Origin of the sequence: Hymenobacter volaticus (assembly GCF_022921055.1) — a bacterium.
Taxonomy (GTDB): Bacteria; Bacteroidota; Bacteroidia; order Cytophagales; family Hymenobacteraceae; genus Hymenobacter; species Hymenobacter volaticus.
The window spans coordinates 1,198,900-1,216,767 of the sequence record NZ_CP095061.1 but is presented as its reverse complement, the minus strand read 5'-3'; the positions used below and the strand labels follow the sequence as shown (position 1 = coordinate 1,216,767).

18 protein-coding genes are annotated in these 17,868 nt (G+C 55.6%); 8 read left to right on the top strand and 10 right to left on the bottom strand.

The window, feature by feature from the left end; genetic code table 11:
- Positions 1–268: 268 nt before the first annotated feature.
- Together MUN86_RS05325 and lysS are read left to right on the top strand one after the other, a co-directional pair.
- A complete protein-coding gene (locus MUN86_RS05325) occupies positions 269–1,300 on the top strand; it encodes a hypothetical protein (RefSeq protein WP_245122633.1) in 1,032 nt (343 codons plus the stop codon).
- Between the two features lie 218 nt (positions 1,301–1,518).
- Complete coding sequence (lysS, locus tag MUN86_RS05320) at positions 1,519–3,072, top strand: lysine--tRNA ligase (protein ID WP_245122630.1); 1,554 nt, start codon at positions 1,519–1,521, stop codon at positions 3,070–3,072.
- Positions 3,073–3,707: 635 nt separating this feature from the next.
- Here lysS and MUN86_RS05315 read toward each other — a convergent pair.
- Complete coding sequence (locus tag MUN86_RS05315) at positions 3,708–4,139, bottom strand: hypothetical protein (protein ID WP_245122627.1); 432 nt, start codon at positions 4,137–4,139, stop codon at positions 3,708–3,710.
- Between the two features lie 148 nt (positions 4,140–4,287).
- Positions 4,288–4,725 (bottom strand): YtxH domain-containing protein, encoded by a 438-nt coding sequence (locus MUN86_RS31105; RefSeq protein WP_280640602.1) that lies wholly within the window; start codon positions 4,723–4,725, stop codon positions 4,288–4,290.
- Positions 4,726–5,101: 376 nt separating this feature from the next.
- On the opposite strand from MUN86_RS31105, the gene MUN86_RS05300 reads away from it, so the two are divergent.
- From MUN86_RS05300 to MUN86_RS05280, 6 genes are all read left to right on the top strand, one after another.
- On the top strand, positions 5,102–5,341 hold the full coding sequence (locus MUN86_RS05300; RefSeq protein WP_245122624.1) for a Kazal-type serine protease inhibitor domain-containing protein: 240 nt from the start codon (positions 5,102–5,104) through the stop codon (positions 5,339–5,341).
- A 24-nt stretch (positions 5,342–5,365) separates the two neighbouring features.
- A complete protein-coding gene (locus MUN86_RS05295; protein ID WP_245122622.1) occupies positions 5,366–5,737 on the top strand; it encodes a cupin domain-containing protein in 372 nt (123 codons plus the stop codon).
- A 37-nt stretch (positions 5,738–5,774) separates the two neighbouring features.
- Positions 5,775–6,263: a hypothetical protein gene (locus tag MUN86_RS05290; protein ID WP_245122619.1), complete on the top strand. Its 489-nt coding sequence runs from the start codon at positions 5,775–5,777 to the stop codon at positions 6,261–6,263.
- On the top strand, positions 6,242–6,649 hold the full coding sequence (locus MUN86_RS05285) for a hypothetical protein (protein WP_245122616.1): 408 nt from the start codon (positions 6,242–6,244) through the stop codon (positions 6,647–6,649). The genes MUN86_RS05290 and MUN86_RS05285 overlap by 22 nt, the downstream gene beginning before the upstream one ends.
- Positions 6,650–7,004: 355 nt before the next feature.
- Positions 7,005–7,424 carry a dienelactone hydrolase family protein gene (locus MUN86_RS31100; protein ID WP_280640601.1) on the top strand — a complete coding sequence of 140 codons (420 nt, stop codon included), beginning with the start codon at positions 7,005–7,007 and terminating at the stop codon, positions 7,422–7,424.
- Positions 7,421–7,864: a dienelactone hydrolase family protein gene (locus MUN86_RS05280; RefSeq protein WP_280640600.1), complete on the top strand. Its 444-nt coding sequence runs from the start codon at positions 7,421–7,423 to the stop codon at positions 7,862–7,864. Before MUN86_RS31100 ends, MUN86_RS05280 begins: the two co-directional genes overlap by 4 nt.
- Positions 7,865–8,189: 325 nt before the next feature.
- On the opposite strand, the gene ilvA is transcribed toward MUN86_RS05280, so the two are convergent.
- The 8 genes from ilvA to leuD all read right to left on the bottom strand — a co-directional run bounded on the left by ilvA (position 8,190) and on the right by leuD (position 17,860).
- Positions 8,190–9,458, bottom strand: coding sequence for a threonine ammonia-lyase IlvA (ilvA, locus tag MUN86_RS05275; protein WP_245122614.1), 1,269 nt, complete (start codon positions 9,456–9,458; stop codon positions 8,190–8,192).
- Positions 9,459–9,631: 173 nt separating this feature from the next.
- Positions 9,632–10,699, bottom strand: a complete 1,068-nt coding sequence (ilvC, locus tag MUN86_RS05270) for a ketol-acid reductoisomerase (protein WP_243800700.1) — start codon at positions 10,697–10,699, stop codon at positions 9,632–9,634.
- Positions 10,700–10,769: 70 nt separating this feature from the next.
- Positions 10,770–11,378: an acetolactate synthase small subunit gene (gene ilvN, locus MUN86_RS05265; RefSeq protein WP_245122611.1), complete on the bottom strand. Its 609-nt coding sequence runs from the start codon at positions 11,376–11,378 to the stop codon at positions 10,770–10,772.
- A gap of 154 nt (positions 11,379–11,532) precedes the next feature.
- Complete coding sequence (gene ilvB / locus MUN86_RS05260; protein WP_375379468.1) at positions 11,533–13,290, bottom strand: biosynthetic-type acetolactate synthase large subunit; 1,758 nt, start codon at positions 13,288–13,290, stop codon at positions 11,533–11,535.
- Entirely contained in the window at positions 13,253–14,971 is a 1,719-nt protein-coding gene (gene ilvD / locus MUN86_RS05255) for a dihydroxy-acid dehydratase (RefSeq protein ID WP_245122609.1), read from the bottom strand. Before ilvD ends, ilvB begins: the two co-directional genes overlap by 38 nt.
- A gap of 64 nt (positions 14,972–15,035) precedes the next feature.
- Positions 15,036–15,941 carry a branched-chain amino acid transaminase gene (locus tag MUN86_RS05250; protein WP_245122606.1) on the bottom strand — a complete coding sequence of 302 codons (906 nt, stop codon included), beginning with the start codon at positions 15,939–15,941 and terminating at the stop codon, positions 15,036–15,038.
- Positions 15,942–16,151: 210 nt separating this feature from the next.
- The gene (leuB, locus tag MUN86_RS05245) at positions 16,152–17,276 is read right to left on the bottom strand and encodes a 3-isopropylmalate dehydrogenase (protein WP_245122603.1); all 1,125 of its coding nucleotides are present in this window, start codon (positions 17,274–17,276) and stop codon (positions 16,152–16,154) included.
- Complete coding sequence (gene leuD / locus MUN86_RS05240) at positions 17,264–17,860, bottom strand: 3-isopropylmalate dehydratase small subunit (RefSeq protein WP_245122601.1); 597 nt, start codon at positions 17,858–17,860, stop codon at positions 17,264–17,266. The genes leuB and leuD overlap by 13 nt, the downstream gene beginning before the upstream one ends.
- Between the last annotated feature and the right edge of the window lie 8 nt (positions 17,861–17,868).

Here is a 17,868-nt window from a genome sequence, read left to right as displayed (position 1 = left end):
TAACTGCTTTCTCGCTAGCTAATCTGATTGACATAAAAGCCCTTGTAGCAATAGCTGCAGGGGCTTTTTATTTGTGTCGAACTAATATCAAGGGCAATCGTTACTTTATTTAGCAAATCGACCCTAAAATAGCGGCTATAACACAGTGTAATTTTAAGGTATAACTAGTTGATAGTCAGCATGTAAATTTCACTATTTTTTACCCAATATTTTTAGCAAATAAGAACTATAACCTATACCTTCATGTTAAACTAGCATGATGACGAACATGGAAACACCTATCATTCCGCTCGTGACGGACGAGCAGCAGAAGCTAGCTGACGAGACCTGGCGCAAGTCTATCCCGGCGCAGGTTTTCCTCAACTATTTCTTCGCTATCAACTACCACATTCAAGAGGCCGACGACGCTACTGGCGGCTTGCAGCATTTACCTTTCTTCCGGGCGCACCAGGCCGAGCTTACTGAAGCTGACCTGACGGCTGTAACTAAGTTGCTGCATTCGTGCTGGAGCACTGAATATGCGCTACGCTCTACGGCCGAGCTAGGCGATGAAGACTACTTACGCAATGCTCTGCACTGGACTTTCCCACAGGCGTATCATACCATCATGGCTGGCTTGCAAGCATTCCTGTTTACGGCCGGTGTGCGCAACAACAATCCTTCGTTGATACGCCGCGAAGTAGGACGCTTGGTAGTGCGCAATGCATACCCACGCCCTATCTCATTCTACGCAGCCGGTGCGTATGGTGACTTCAGCATTCACCGCTTGCCGTTGGCTGGCTACAAAGCCGGGCTCAACATTGCCAGCAAGGAGATTGATGCACAGGCGCAGATCGGTCAGTTTTTGCGTACCACTCGCAAGATGAAAGCGCAGATTACGCGCTTGCAAGTTCAGGCTAACCCGAACACTGCTTTACGTAGCCAGAAGACCGGCAAGGTGCTCGACAAATGGACTGCTTCACACTGGCAGCAGATTACGTGGCGCTTAGGCTATACTACCATTTTCGACCTGCTAGGCCGCTTACGCATTTCGCAGACCAGCCGCGAGATTGAGCGCTACATCGAAGCGGAGATTGACTTCAAGCTCTTTCATCAGTCGCTGCTCAATATTGTGAGTTACCTCAACGGCATTCACGAAACATATGTAGCCAAAGCTATAGGCTTAGAGCGCTACCAGCAGCTGGTTGATGAGCTGCCGAAGCACTTACGCCACAGCTTTGTAGAGCAGCGCTTACGTACTCGCGTGCAGCCTACTATCACTGGTGAAGCTCCGGCCCCGCAGATGGGAATTGCGGCATAAGCTTTGCATTGCGCTTAATAGCTAGACCTTACTTCATATACACCAAAGCGCCGTCCCCTTGGGGCGGCGCTTTTTGCTTGTAGACAGTTGCCATAATCAGCCTTTACCTCTTGAAAACTATCATGGGTAAGTACCGGTTAGGTTAGCCGAGCGGACCGTCCTATTTTTGCGGTTCGTCTTTTTGGCCCTGTGCGGGCCTTCTTTTTACACCCTGCCCCATGCACCATCTTAGCGAACAGGAAATAATTCGCCGCAACAAGCTCGACGAGCTTCACAAGCTAGGTATTGAGCCCTATCCATCTGAGTTGTTCGACGTGAATTTCTACGCTCAGGAAATTCTTGACAACTACCACCCGGAGCTCAACAACTTTCAGGAAGTAAGCTTAGCGGGCCGGATCATGTCGGTGCGAGTGATGGGGAAGGCATCGTTTGCAGAACTGATGGATGCTTCGGGTCGGATCCAGCTCTATGTAAACCGCGACGAAATTTGTCCCGGCGAAGACAAGACGCTTTACAACAACGTCTTCAAAAAACTGGTAGACCTTGGCGATTTCGTGGGCGTGAAAGGTCGCGTGTTCACCACGATGGTCGGCGAAATATCTATCCACGTTACGGAGTTCAAATTTCTAAGCAAGAGCCTACGCCCGCTGCCGGTTGTGCGCGAAGCTGTAGACGAAGCCACTGGCGAAAAGAAGACGTATGACGCTTTCACTGACCCCGAGCAGCGTTACCGCCAGCGCTATGTGGACCTAGTGGTAAACCCGCAGGTGCGTGATGCCTTCGTTAAGCGGACGCAACTGGTGCAAGCCATGCGCAACTATCTCAACGACAAAGGCTACTTGGAGGTGGAAACTCCAATTCTGCAGCCTCTCTACGGTGGTGCGGCGGCACGGCCCTTCAAAACGCACCACAATACGCTGGACATGACGCTGTACTTGCGCATTGCCAACGAACTGTACTTGAAGCGTCTGATTGTGGGTGGCTTCGATGGGGTGTATGAGTTCAGCAAGGACTTCCGCAACGAGGGCATGTCGCGCTTCCACAACCCAGAGTTCACGCAGATGGAGCTGTACGTAGCCTACAAAGACTACTACTGGATGATGGACTTGGTAGAGGAAATGGTGGAACGGGTAGCACTAACTCTGCATGGCCAAACCGAAGTGCAGGTTGGCGAAAACCTCATCAACTTCCAGCGCCCCTGGAAGCGCTTCACGATGGCGGAAGCCATTGAGCACTTTACGGGCCTCAACATTGATGGCAAGTCGGAAGATGAGTTGCGCGCGGCAGCCAAAGACCTAAACGTTGGTCTTGACCCAAGCATGGGCAAAGCCAAGATCATCGATGAAATCTTTGGGGAGCATGTAGAGCCCAAGCTGATTCAGCCGACATTCATTACTGATTACCCGGTGGAAATGTCGCCGCTAGCAAAGAAGCACCGTAGTAAGCCAGGCTTAGTAGAGCGGTTCGAGGCTATTTGCAATGGCAAAGAAATCTGCAACGCCTTCTCGGAACTCAACGACCCCATCGATCAGCGTGCCCGGTTCGAGGAGCAACTAGAGCTTGGCAAGCGTGGTGATACCGAGGCTATGGTGCTCGACGAGGATTTCTTGCGGGCTTTGGAGTACGGCATGCCGCCCACAGCAGGCCTAGGCATTGGCATCGACCGCCTAAGCATGATCATGACTAATTCGAATTCGATTCAGGACGTGTTATTCTTCCCGCAGATGAAGCCGGAAAACACCAAGTCGGAAAACGCACCGAAACCAGAGTAGCTTATTTAGTAGCCTACAAACAAAAGCGCCGCCTCCATGAGACGGCGCTTTTGTTTGTAGAAGAACTCTTTTTTGCTCAAAGGAATAGCAGGCTCTAAATAGAGAAAGCCTCCCGCGCATTGAATTGCGGGAGGCTTTCTTTTGGAACTAACTTACCTTACAGCTGAAAGGCTTACTTAAAGAAGCTTGCGATGAACAAGTACGATTTTACTGTCAGATCAAATTAACCACGATCAAACAGAAGCTCTTACTGTCGGCAATTTTACTTCAAGTGTACTACTCAGCTTCTTTCAAGCTAGTTACATTCTCTTTAACGGCGATGCTGTGAGTAGGGTTACTCATAGCTATTATTTTTCTGAAAAACTTTTTCCGCTTATCAGCTAAGCCTAAAAATCAGAAAGCCTCCCGCGCATTGAATTGCGGGAGGCTTTCCTTTTGAATTACAACAAACTTACCCTTCCAACCGGGTTCTATTGCAGAAGCTTGCGATGGGCGAACTAGATTTTACTGGTGGGTTAGTAACCAAATCCCGCCAGAAGCTCAGCAGCCGGCAATTTTACGACAATGAAATCTCCGATCTTCTTTCAAGTCGGTTGTATATTCTTTAACGGTACCGTTGAAATCAGGTTACAAAATCAAAGAGTTTTTTTAGAGCCCTCTGCCATAACCGGGAAAATGACGGGAGTCGCCGCCAATGCCATCGTAGTCAGAGTCGATATCCCGATGCTTCCAGCATCAGGCTCCGTGAAGCCTCCGGGCGTATTGATGGAGCCGAGCAAGCTATCCGCGGCTGAGCGGTCGGACTCCTGCTGCGCAGAAGCGGGATTTTGTTCCTTTGAGCTGAAGCGGGACAAGCCATCTTTCAATAGCTTGTTGAGGTCGTCGCCGAGTTTGCCAGCCGATTCTTTGAGACCTGCCCGGGTTTTGTCACCGGTTTCGGGGCCAGTAATAAGCCAGCCACGATGCCCGCTGTAGCGCCAGCCAATAAGGAGAGAATTACTTTGCCTTTGGTGTCTTCCATAATGCAGCAAATATGAAGTGAGAAAGATAGTTAAGCCAAGAGCCAAGCTATTGTTGTACCTCTATGCCCTCTCGAGGCCAGAAGTAGACAGTTCAAATCGTTTTGTGCTAACGGCTTCTGTTAAAGCAAGTTTAACAGAAAAGCCTCTGCTTTCTTGCGAAAACAGAGGCTTTTTCATTGCAAGCAACCTTCGCTTACAGATCGTTGAGCAATTTCACGATTTCGCTTTTGCCTTTGCCGAGCTTCTGCTGCAAACGGCCTACAAGCTCGTCGCTTTTGCCTTCAGCGTACTCCAGGTCTTCGTCGGTGAGCTGAGCATATTGCTGCTTCAGCTTGCCTTTGGCGTCGTCCCAAGCGCCTTTCAGCTTCAGGCTGCTACCAGCACCACCGATGCCGAGATCTTCCAGCTTTTCTACATAGCCTTTAAACTTGGCATCCAGATCTTCGGTGTATTTCGAGAGCTGCTCGCCCAGCTGACCGCTATATTTCGTAGCGGCGCTGCCAATTTTCTCGCGGGTAGCTTTGCCTTTGTCGGGAGCCATCAGCAAACCAGCAATAATGCCGGCGCCGGCACCAGCCAAAGCAGCGAGGAGAATTTTGCCGGAGTTGTCTTCTTCTTCGTAATACGACATAGTGTGGAGAGAGAAAGGTGATGAATATCAAACAGATGACTTCAATAGCCGAGTTACGGCTCACACCATAGATAGGCTGCTAGCAGCGTAGTATGGCTCGTCATTCTGTGCCTAATACGGCGCCAAGCTGCACAGGTTTTCGTTAAACACCAAAAAGTAGTTTTCCACAATATAGTATTTCAGCACTGCACCTCTCCAGTATGCAGTAAAAGTCAGCTGCACCATACCGAACCCTTCTTGCTGATGCGCGAACGACCAAATACAGGCAGCTAGCAGCTAGTAGCGTGCAGAAGTTGTTGGTATTAGTACTTGGCCATGCGGCGCTATATGGCGCTGAAGTTCTACTTTCGCGTTTCACCTCTTCTGTATCCTGCTGATGAGAATCTTACTGCCTCTGCTGGCTTTGCTGCTCAGTGGTGCCTGCCAAAAACAGACTTCCCCAACTGCTGCCACGAAACCTTGCATCGACCCGGCCAAAATACGTACGGACGCTATGTGCACCATGCAATACGACCCGGTGTGCGGCTGCGACGGTAAAACCTATGGCAACGCCTGCACGGCTACAAATGCCGGCCTCACCAGCTTCACCCCTGGCGCCTGCCCCGACAAGAAGTAGTACTCCTTTTTTCTTTCCGTACGCATGTCCGAAAAACGTTATTTCCGCCAGCAGAACCCGTTTGTAGTACCTACTACCGATGGTAAGCTCATTGAAGAGCACATTGGCTTAGCCAGCACCCAAACCGCCGAGTACAGTGTGGCTCATATGGTGGCACCGCCCCAATGGAGCGAGCCGCACCAGCGCCCCGAGTTCGACGAAGTAACGATAGTGGTGCGCGGGCGCAAACGCTTCGAGATTGACGGCGACATAGTGGAGCTTGGGGCTGGGGAGTCGTTGCTGATTAAGGCCGGCGCGCGGGTGCGCTATTCCAATCCGTTTGATGCCGAGTGCGAGTACTGGTCGGTGTGCGTGCCGGCGTTTAGCCCGGCTACCGTGAACCGGGAAGAAGAGTAACTTCTGCTGTCGATGTAAAACGCCGTTACCTTTCTCTATGAACTTATTGTATCTGGTATTCGGCGATAATGTGCGGAATCATTTCCAGGCGTGCTTCTCTATTTTAAGCTTTTTGCGACACCGTCCTGGACTCGGCACTATTACCATCGTTACGGACGCGCCCGACTTCTACCGTCGTCTTGCCGACCACGTCACGGTATTGCCGGTGGAGGCGGCCACCCTACGCGAGTGGAAAGGCGAGTTTGATTTTTTCTGGCGCATCAAAATCAAGGCGCTGGAACTGGTAGCCACCAAATTTCCGGATACTCCCCTACTCTACCTCGACTCCGATACGTTTCTGCACGGTTCGTTCGAAGGTTTACAGCAGGCTTTAGCCGCTGGCCAGGCATTTATGCACGAACCAGAAGGAGCACTGGCAGAACTAGGTAGCAAAACCGAGCGGCGGATGTGGCAGCAAGTAGGCGGCAAATCGTTTGGGGCGTGTTGTTTCACGAACGCCACGGCATGTGGAACGCCGGAGTGGTAGGTATACCGGCCCAAGGTGCCACTGAAGCCATAACGCTGGCCCTGCGCATCTGCGACGACCTCAGCCGGGCAGGCGTCACGCCTCGCCTAATCGAGCAGTTCGCTTTGTCGGTAGCCCTGCAGGAACGGTTTGATTTGCAATCGGCGCTACCCTATATCGGGCATTATTGGAGCAACAAAACCGAATGGAATGACGCTATTGCCTCGTTTTTGCTGGAATCTCAGTTGAAAAACCGTTCTGTGGCGGAGGAAATCGAGGCAATCAACAACTTCGATTTTCGGTCTGTGCCAGTCAAAAAGCGGCTCAAGAACACCCGTTGGCGGCTCTACCACCTCGTCGATCGTCTTTTCCCACCGAAAGAAACGCTATACGCCGGCGACACCTGAGCTGGCCACCTGGCCAAGTTTAGCGAAAGCTTAGCAAGAAGCAGAAGCCCATCAACGACAAGCGGTACCGACACAAGCTAGGACTGCCTGTAAGTTGATGGGCTTCTAGCGAGATGTACTCGTTGGTCGACAGGAGTTTAAATTGGAAGCAGAGCATCTAATAAATTTTGAGCTGTACCCCAATCCTCTTGTTTAGATAGTTGCTTTACGGGTAGCTTAGCAGTTGAGGGACTAGTGTGTTCGAGTGGGCTTCAAAAGCTTGCTGGTACCTGTACTCTATCCTAGCGTTAAGGCTGGCGTGTGTTGAGTACCAACGTTAGAGCCCAACCAAGCACTTCCTATTCAACCCCATTCCATGGATCAGCGCATCATCAACCTCTTCGACGAGTACACCCACGCTCCGCTCAGCCGCCGCGACTTTCTGGACCGGCTGCACAAACTAACGGGTGGTGCCGCCATGGCCGCAGCGGCGCTGGCTGTGTTGGAACCCGGCTATGCCCAAGCTGCTACTGTGCCCGAGCAAACCGATGACCTCGTAACAGAAGAAGTAACGTGGCCAGGCGACGCTGGCGTGACTATGAAAGGCTACTTGGTGCACCCGAAGAGCAAGAAGAAACTAGGCGCTGTAGTGGTGATTCACGAAAACCGCGGCCTCACGCCCCACATCAAGGATGTGACGCGCCGCGTGGCGCAGGCGGGTTACCTGGCTTTGGGTGTTGACGCCTTATCAGTTTTCGGGGGACGCCCGCCAACGAGGATGAAGGCCGCACGATGATCGGCAAGCTGGATAAGCAGCAAAACCTAAATAACTACCTGGCCGCCCTCACCTACCTACGCGGCCGTAAAGACTCGAACGGCAAAACTGGGTGCGTGGGCTTCTGTTGGGGCGGCGCCATGGCCAACAGCCTAGCCGTAGCCGACCCCAAGCTCAACGCCGCGGTTGCCTATTACGGCACCCAACCCAAAGCCGAAGACGTGCCTAAAATCAAAGCTACCCTCCTACTCCATTATGCTGGCCTCGACGAACGGGTAAACGCCGGCAAAGACACCTACGAAGCCGCTCTCAAAGCCAACAACATCAAATACAAGCAGTACGTGTACGAAGGCGCTAACCATGCTTTCAACAACGATTCCTCCCCCGCCCGCTACAACCCCGAAGCCGCTAAACTCGCGTGGGACCGAACGCTAAAGCTATTCAAGGAGAAGCTGGGGTGAGGTCAGACCCAATGATATGACTACTTTACTTTTAGTGCTCATCGTGGTGTCACCCTTCCTATGGCTTGCTAGCATTAGGCTACTTAGAAATTGGCGCTATTTCTGGCTGTTTTTCGCGCTTAACACGCTCATTCTGCTCCTTCACTTATTACTGAATACGCAGGTACTGAGTTTCGGCCATGATGAATATGGCTTGGCGAGGCTCTCGGTTGCTATTGCAGCAATAGTGGCGCACAGCCTGTTTGGTTTCTGCTTCGCAGTGTTGCTACGCTACCGCAAAATGGCTCATTGATAGAAGTGGATGCCATAATTGAAAAGAATCGCCTTATACCAACAGCGCCAGGAAATCCTGTTTGCCGTTTAGATATTCGAAAGCAAATCCTTCTTCCGCCATGCGGGCTTTAATGCCTTCTACGTCGTGGGGTTGTTTGACTTCGACGCCGATGAAGACGGGGCCTTTTTCCTTGTTGTTTTTCTTGATGTACTGAAATTGTATGATGTCGTCGCCCTCGTGCAGCACGTTGTTAACGAAGCGGCGGAGGGCGCCGGGGGCTTGGTTGAAGGTCACCATGAAGTAGTGCTTGAGGCCTTGGTGCTGCATGGCGCGCTCCTTGATATCCTCCATGCGGGTGATGTCGTTGTTGGAGCCGCTGACGACGCACACCACCGTTTTGCCCTTGATTTGCTCCCGAAACTGGTGCAGCGCCGAGATGGTGAGCGTACCGGCCGGTTCGAGCACAATGCCTTCCTCGTTGTACATCTTCAGCAAGTCCTGGCAGATCTGGCCTTCCGGTACCAATACTACCTCGTCTAGCAACTCGCGGCAGATTTCGTAGGTCAGCTGACCGGGACACTTCACGGCCGCGCCGTCCACGAAGCTGTCGATGCTGGCGAGGGCGGCGTGCTGGTTGCCGCGGATGGCGGAATACATAGAAGGTGCGCCCAAGGGCTGCACGCCGATGAGCTTGGTAGTGGGGCTTAGCTGCCGGAACACACTGGCCACACCCGAGGCTAGTCCGCCGCCGCCGATGGGCATGAAGCAATAGTCGATAGGGACGGTGGCGGCTTTCAGGATTTCCAAGCCGACGGTGGCTTGGCCTTCTACAATAGCGAGGTCGTCGAAGGGGTGAATGAAGGTGCTGCCCCGCTCGTCGCAGAACTCGCGGGCGGAGCGAAACGAATCGTCGAAGCTGGCGCCGGTGAGCACCACTTCCACGTATTCTTTGCCGAAGAGCCGCACTTTGTCCACCTTTTGGGCGGGCGTGGCGGAGGGCATGAAAATGTAGCCTTTCAAGCCGAGCAGCTGGCAGGCATAGGCTACGCCTTGCGCGTGGTTGCCGGCGCTGGCGCACACTATTTCCCGCTCGCCGCTAATAGGCGGCAGCGTGAGCATCTTATGGTAGGCGCCCCGAATCTTGTAGGAGCGCACCACTTGCAAGTCTTCCCGCTTCAGCAGCACCGTCGCGTCATAAGTGCGCGAGAGGCCGTGGTTTTGCAGCAGCGGGGTTTTGTAGATGACGCCTTTCAGGTTGCGCGCGGCCTGCTCCACATTTTCCAGCGTCACGGCCAGTGGCGCGGCTACTTCCTTTTCCATATCCTTCGTGATTGGTGTGTCTCCACGTGAGACTAGAACAAGTCATGCTGAGCTTGCCGAAGCATCTCGCGTGCTGATGTCTGATTACTACTTCTGCGTCAGCACGCGAGATGCTTCGGCAAGCTCAGCATGACGTTCTTTTATTGGCCCGATCTTATTCAGCCAGTACGCTACTAGCTTAACTCTTCCACTTTTTCCGCGGCTTTCGAGCGGAGCTGGCGTACGGTAGCGCCGGTTTGCCACAACTCGGAGTCGCGCACTTCTTTGAGTTCGGTTTCCAGCTCCGAGCGGTAGTTGGGGGTGGAACCGCGCTGAATGGTGCGCTCGGCTTCTTTGCCAGAGGCTACGCTGTCGTACAGCTCGTTGAGGACGGGCAGGGTGGCTTCGCGGAAACGACCTTTCCAGTCGAGGGCGCCGCGCTGCGCGGTTACCGAGCAGTTGCTGAACATCCAGTCCATGCCGTTCTCACCTACCAACGGCACGAGGCTTTGGGTGAGTTCTTCTACGGTTTCGTTGAAGGCTTCCGAAGGCGAGTGGCCGCGCTGACGCAATACTTGGTACTGCGCCTCAATGATGCCCGCCAAAGCGCCCATCAGCACGCCCCGCTCACCGGTGAGGTCGGAGTACACTTCTTTCTTGAAGTCGGTTTCGAACAGGTAGCCCGAGCCAACGCCAATGCCCATCGCCACTACTTTCTCGTAGGCTTTGCCCGTAGCATCTTGATACACGGCAAACGACGAGTTGAGGCCGCCGCCGGCCACGAACAGGCGACGCAAGCTGGTGCCGCTGCCCTTGGGCGCTACCAAAATCACGTCTACATCGGCAGGTGGGATGATGTTGGTTTGGTCGTTGAAGGTGATGCCGAAGCCGTGCGAGAAGTACAGCGTTTTGCCGGGCGTCAGCTTGGCTTTCAGCGTGGGCCACAGCGCAATTTGGCCGGCATCGGAGAGCAGGTTGCAGATGATGGTGCCGCGCTCCGCCGCTTCCTCAATCGAGAACAGCGTTTCACCTTCCACCCAACCGTCTTTCAGCGCCCGCTCCCACGACGGAGAATCTTCGCGCTGGCCAACAATGACGTTGAACCCGTTGTCGCGCATGTTGAGCGCTTGGCCGGGACCCTGCACCCCGTACCCGATTACGGCAATCGTTTCGTTTTTGAGAACGTCCAGCGCCTTTTCCAGGGGAAATTCCTCGCGGGTAACTACAGTTTCGTCTACTCCGCCAAAATTGATTTGTGCCATTTTGCTGTGGGCTATTAAGGGTGAATGTGTTGTTTTCTTTGTTGAATTAGCCGTTTCGATGCAGGCTGATCTACATCGTGAACACCTTGTCACGGCTATTGAGGTATTCGTTTTCGGCGGGCTCGGTGCTTGGCTCGCGGCGCTCGAACTCGCGGAGCTTGCTGTTGAATCCGTCGCTGGCTTTGATGATGGCGATGCGGGCGCTGCGCACAAACTCGATGAGGCCGTAGGGTTGCAGCACGCGGATGAGGTTGTCGGTTTCTTCGCGGTGGCCGGTGGTTTCGAATACCGTGTAATCCTTGCGGATTACGACAGCGCGGGCCCCGTTTTCGCGGAGCAGGCGCTCCACAATGGCCTTCTCGGCAATAACATCGGTGGGCACTTTGTAGAGCGCCATTTCTTGCCAAATCACGTCGGCGTTGGTGTTGTAGTACACCTTCAGCACCTCGATTTGCTTCTCAATCTGCCGAGCCAGTTTGCCAACTACCTCCTCGGTTTCGTTGATGACGATGTTGAAGCGGTGAATGCCCTCGATTTCAGACGGCGAAACGTTGAGGCTCTCAATATTGATTTTGCGGCGCGAGAAGATGATGGCAATGCGGTTCAGCAGCCCCACCTGGTTTTCCGTGTACGCCGTGATGTTGTATTCCTGCCGGTCGATGGATGATTGCTGACTCATGGCTGATTACTGTTTATAAGGAACGTCATGCTGAGCGGAGCTGGAGGCGTAGTCGAAGCATCTCGCTCGAATCGTTGCTGTAGAAGGAGTTTACCACACTAGCGAGATGCTTCGGCTTCGTTGCACTGCGCTCAGCATGACGTTCTTTTATCGCTCATTTAAGCCGGATTTCCGACACGCTGCACCCTTGGGGCACCATGGGGAAGATGTTGTTCTCTTTCGACACCATGACTTCCAGCAGGAAAGAGCCGGGGTGCTCCAGCATCTGTTGCAGCGACTGCTTCAGCTCGGTGCGGGCTTCTACCCGCTTGCCGGCTATTCTATAGCCGCTGGCTACGGTCACGTAGTCGGGGCTGGCAATGTCGACGAAGGAGTAGCGCCGGTCGTTGAAGAGTTCCTGCCACTGCCGCACCATGCCAAGGAAGCGGTTGTTGAGGATGATGATTTTCACATCCACACCGGTTTGCATGATGGTGCCGAGTTCCTGAATGGTCATCTGCACGCCCCCATCGCCGATAATGGCCACTACCGGGCGGTGCGGCGTGCCGAACTTGGCCCCGATGGCCGCCGGCAGCGCGAAACCCATGGTGCCGAGGCCGCCGCTGGTGATGTTGCTGCGGGTTTTGTTGAGCTTGGCGTAGCGGCAGGCCACCATCTGGTGCTGCCCCACGTCGGTTACCACAATGGCCTCGCCTCCGGTTAGCTCGTTGAGTTGCTGGATAACTTCGCCCATGGTCAGTTCCTCGCTGGTCGGGAATAGTTCTTCGCGGATAACCGCGTCCACTTCCTGCTCCATGTGCACCCGGAACCGCTCGTGCCATTCGGGGTGCAGTTTGGCATCAACTAGGGCAGTGAGAAGCGGCAGCGTCTCTTTGCAGTCGCCCCACACGGGCACGGTGGTGGCCACGTTCTTGTCGATTTCGGTTGGGTCGATGTCGAGGTGGATGACCTTGGCTTGCTTGGCGTACTTGTCGAGGCGGCCGGTTACCCGGTCGTCGAAGCGCATGCCGATGGCGATGAGCACGTCGCACTCGTTGGTGAGGACGTTGGGACCGTAGTTGCCGTGCATCCCTAGCATGCCCACGTTCAGCGGGTGGTCGGAGGCCAGCGCACCGGCCCCGAGGATGGTCCAGGCCGCCGGAATACCGCTTTTCTCGATGAAAGCTTTGAACTCCAACTCGGCTTTGCCCAATATCACGCCCTGGCCCCACAGCACGAACGGCCGCTTGGCTTGGTTGATGAGCGCCGCCGCTTCCCGGATGTACTCGGGCCGCACGATGGGCTTGGGTCGGTAGCTGCGGATGTGGGTGCAGGGCTGATACGGCGCGAAGTCGTGCTTTTGCTGCTGCGCGTTCTTGGTGATGTCAATCAGCACCGGACCAGGCCGGCCGCTGCGGGCAATGTAGAAAGCCTTGGCCAGCGCCTCCGGAATTTCCTCGGCGTTGGTTACCTGGTAGTTCCACTTAGTGATGGGCGTGGTGATGTTGATGATGTCGGTTTCCTGAAAGGCATCGGTGCCCAACAAGTGCGCGAACACCTGCCCCGTGATGCACACCAGCGGCGTGCTGTCAATGAGGGCATCGGCCAATCCCGTTACCAGGTTGGTGGCGCCCGGCCCGGAGGTGGCAAACACCACTCCTACCTTGCCGGAGGAGCGCGCGTAGCCCTGCGCCGCGTGGATGCCGCCTTGCTCGTGGCGCACCAGCACGTGGTTTAGCTGCTCTTTGAAGTCGTAGAGGGCGTCGTAAATCGGGATGATGGCCCCGCCCGGATACCCGAAAATGGTATCTACGCCTTCCGCCAGCAGGGCCTGTAAGGTGGCCACCGCGCCGGTCATGGTTTCCGTTTCCGGCTGTACCGCCGTGGCGGTAAACTCAGGCAGGGTTTGCGCTGATTGCTCGTTTGTTAACATAGCTTTCGTCTAAGTCGGTGATACAGCCGTGACTGGCGTCGCTGACCGTGCGGATATATTTCAGGAGTACTCCTTGCGTGGCGTTGGGGCGCGGGCGCTGCCACTGGCTGCGGCGCAATTCTAGCAGCGCGGGCTCTAGCTGCACGTCCATGGTGTTGGTGCTGGCGTCGAGCACCACCCAATCGCTATCTTCCACCAGGGCAATCGGGCCGCCGTCGTAGGCCTCGGGGCAGACGTGGCCGATAACGAAGCCGTGCGTACCGCCCGAGAACCGACCGTCGGTAATCAAGGCCACTTTGTCACCGAGGCCGGCCCCGATGATGGCGGAAGTCGGCTTCAGCATTTCCGGCATACCGGGTCCGCCTTTCGGCCCCACGTAGCGAATCACCACCACGTTGCCGGCCTTGATTTTACCTTGCACGATGCCGTCGTTCAGTTCTTCTTCGGAGTTGAACACCACGGCCGGACCCTCAAACCGCAAGCCTTCTTTGCCGGTGATTTTGGCCACCGCGCCTTTCGGGGCCAGGTTGCCGTACAGAATCTGAATGTGGCCGTCGGCTTTGATGGGGTTGCTGAGCGGGCGGAGCAAATCTTGCTCGGCGCCGAGCGGCTTCACATCCGCCAGGTTTTCGGCTAGGGTTTGGCCGGTCACGGTCAGCAGGTCGCCTTGGAGCAGGCCGGCATCGAGCAGGGTGCGCATCACAGCGGGCACGCCGCCAAGGGCAGCTAGGTCTTCCATGAGGTACTTGCCGCTTGGCTTGAGGTCGGCGAGTACCGGCACCCGGTTGCTGACTTCCTGGAAGTCTTCCATAGTGAGGTGCACGCCGGCCGCGTGGGCAATGGCAATCAGGTGCAGCACCGCGTTGGTAGAGCCGCCAAGCACCGTAATCATCACCAGCGCATTCTCGAAGGCCTCGCGCACCAGAATGTCGCGGGGCTTGATGTCGCGCTCCAGCAGGCGCCGCAGGTACACGCCGGTATCCAGGCACTCCTGGTTTTTCTCTGTACTCACGGCCGGCGACGACGACGAGAACGGCACGCTCATGCCCAACACCTCAATGGCAGACGCCATGGTGTTGGCCGTGTACATACCGCCGCACGCGCCCGGACCAGGGCAGGCATTGTGAATGATGCCCTGGTAATCCTCGTCGGAAATCTGCCCCTGCAATTTCTTGCCATACGCCTCAAAGCACGACACAATGTTGAGTTGCTGCCCCTTGAAGTTGCCGCCCTTAATCGTGCCGCCGTACACCATCAATGACGGCCGATTGAGCCGCGCCATGGCAATCAGGGCGCCCGGCATGTTCTTATCGCAGCCTACCACGGTGGCAATGGCATCGTAGTTGTGCGCCCCGGCCATGGCCTCAATGGAATCGGCAATGATTTCGCGCGACACCAGCGAGAACCGCATGCCCGGCGTACCGTTCGTGATACCGTCGCTCACCCCAATGGTGTTGAACCGCAGCCCTACCAGCCCTTGCGCCTGCACCCCGACCTTTACCGCGTCGGCTAGGCCGTCGAGGTGCATGTTGCAGGTATTGCCTTCGAAGCCGGTGGAGCAGATGCCCACAAACGGCTTGCGCAAATCGGCATCCGACAGGCCGGAGCCAATCAGCATGGCTTGAGAAGCCGGCAGGCTGTCGTCTTGGGTGTAGATGCGGCTGTATTTATTGAGAATCATTTTCAGAGCTAGATCAGAGAATGGAAATGCGGACGGGAGGCGGTGCGGTAATCGGGATGATGCGCTAGACTTTCACTTCCAGGCTTTGGCTGCGGGCCACCGATTGGCCGGTTACCAAGGCGTGGTAGCGCTCGGCTAGCACGTGGCCGAGGGTGTCTTGGTAAGGCGTGCTGAACACCAGGTCGTCGATGGAAGTGATGCCGATTACTTCGGCGGCCGTGCCGGTGAAGAAGGCGCCGGTTGCGCCTTGCAGCTCGTCGGGCGTGAAGAACTTCTCGGTGACGTTGATGCCGGCTTCTCGCGCCAAATCAATGATGGTGTTGCGGGTGATGCCGCGCAGGATGCTGCCGGGAGGCGCCGTGAACAGCTCGCCGTCTTTCTCGAAGAAGAAGTTGGCGCCTGGTCCTTCGGCCACGAAACCGTTCATGTCCAGCAGCAGGGCTTCATCAAAGCCGCGGTTTCTGGCTTCCGAGCTGGCAATAATGGAGTTGACGTAGTGGCCCGACACTTTAGCTTCGATGGGCACGGCGTTGGGGTTGGGGCGCTGGTAGGGCGAGATACTGAGGCGCAGGCACTGGTCGCCGAGGTACTTGCCCCAATCCCACACGGCAATCATCAGGTTGCTGGTGCTGGCGTGCTTGAGGGTCATGTTGGGCGTGCCAGCGTACACCAGCGGGCGGATATAAGCATCCGACAGGTTGTTAAGTTCGAGCAGCCGGTAGGTGATTTCCGTCATTTCCTCAATCGAGTAAGACAGCGGCAACCCCACGGACTTGCAGGAGTATTGCAGCCGCTCGTAGTGCTCCTTGGCCTTGAAAATCTGCGTGCCCGCCGGTGTAGCATACGACCGAATGCCCTCAAAAACAGCATAGCCATAGTGCAGCGACTGCGCATACGAGCTAACCTGCGCTTGATCGGCTTTCACGAACTCGCCGTCTACAAAAGCGAGAGTGTCGGGATTGAAATACATGCGTGTGGAACTTGAGAAGAAGAGAAGCCAAAAGAAAAGCCTTCCTGAGCGCGGGGCTTAGAAAGGCTTTTGTCGAGATACAAAAAGCTGTTCCTATGCGCCCGCGAGGCAAGGAATAATCACTATAATCACCAGCAGCAGGTTCTTATTCATGGGGTCATCGGGGTCGTCGTGTTGGGCGGAGGCGCAGCATGACGGGCTTTTGAAGCGTTAGATAATCGTGCTAGCGCCGATTTCCACGTTGTTTTTGTTCCACTGCTTCTCGTTGGAATCAGCAATCCAGAAGGCGATGTAGCTGCCTACTTCTTCGGTGCTGTACGGAGCATTGGGGCTGAGTTCTTGGGTCAGGATACCGTTGTGCAGGGCTTCGTCCACGGCCTCGCGCACCATGGCGGCTTCCGTGTTCAACTCCAGGTGCTCCAGCAGCATGGCCGCCGAGAGAATAGCGGCAATGGGGTTGGCAATGCCTTTGCCCTTCGCCTGCGGATACGAACCGTGGATGGGCTCGAACAAGGCCACTTCCGCCCCTACCGAGGCCGAGGGCAACAAGCCCATGGAACCGGCAATGACCGAGGCTTCATCGGAAATGATGTCGCCGAACATATTCTCGGTCAGAATCACGTCGAACTGCGTGGGGTTCAGAATAATCTGCATGGCGGCGTTGTCCACGAACAGGTAATCCACCTCCACTTCGGGGTATTGGGCGGCCATTTCGCGGACCACTTCGCGCCAGAGGCGGGAGGTTTCCAGCACGTTGGCTTTGTCAACTAGCGTCAGCTTTTGGCGGCGGCCCGCAGCGGCTTTAAAGGCGAGGTGCGCAATGCGCAGAATCTCGTCGCGGCTGTAGGTGCAGTGGTCGTAGGCGCCGGTGCCATCGGCGGTGCGGCCTTTCTCCCCGAAGTAGATGCCGCCGGTTAGCTCGCGGAAGATGACCATGTCGGTGCCCTGAATCCGCTCCCGCTTCAGGGGCGAGTGGTTCAGCAGCACGTCGTAGGCCGTAACGGGGCGGATGTTGGCATACAAGCCCAACGACTTGCGCAGGCGCAGCAAACCCTGTTCGGGGCGCACCTTGGCAGATGGGTCGTTGTCGTATTTCGGGTCGCCAATGGCGCCTAGCAGAACGGCGTCGGCCTCGCGGCAAGCAGTGAGGGTGGCTTCGGGCAGTGGGTCGCCGGTGGCATCGATGGCGCACGCGCCCATCAGATGGTTGCGCATCTCGAACCGATGGCCGAAACGCTCAGCTACGGCCTGTAGCACCTTCACCGCCTGTCTACACACCTCCGGCCCGATACCGTCGCCGGGCAATACCGCTATTTTCTTGCTTACCATGCCCATGTTCTGCTTTGTTCGTAGGCTTCGATGGCCTGTTTCTGACTTACTAGAAAATCGATGTCGTCGTACCCATTAATCAGGCATTCCTTTTTATAGGGGTCGATATCGAAGTGAATTGTTTGGTTGGTGGCCGGCACGTGCAGAGTTTGCTCGGGCAGGTTCACCACAAATTGCGTGTCGGCGTCCTGCTCCACCAAGGCAAACAGGCTGCTTAATTCGGCGTCGGTTACTTGCAGCGGCAGCAGCCCGGTGTTCAGGGCGTTGCCGCGGAAGATGTCGGCGAAGTAGCTGGAAATCACCACCCGGAAACCGGCATCGTAGAGGGCCCACGCGGCGTGCTCCCGGCTGGAACCACACCCAAAGTTCTTGCCCGCTAGCAGAATCTGGCCGCTGTAGCGCGCGTCATTGAGCACGAAGTTGGGCTTCGGCGTTCCGTCGGCGTTGCAGCGCCAGTCACGAAACAGGTTCTCGCCGAAGCCCTCCCTCGTGGTGGCTTTCAGGAAACGGGCCGGAATAATCTGGTCCGTGTCGATGTTTTCGAGTGGCAGCGGTACCGCGCTGGAGTGTAGGGTCTGAAACTTTTCCATGGCTGTCG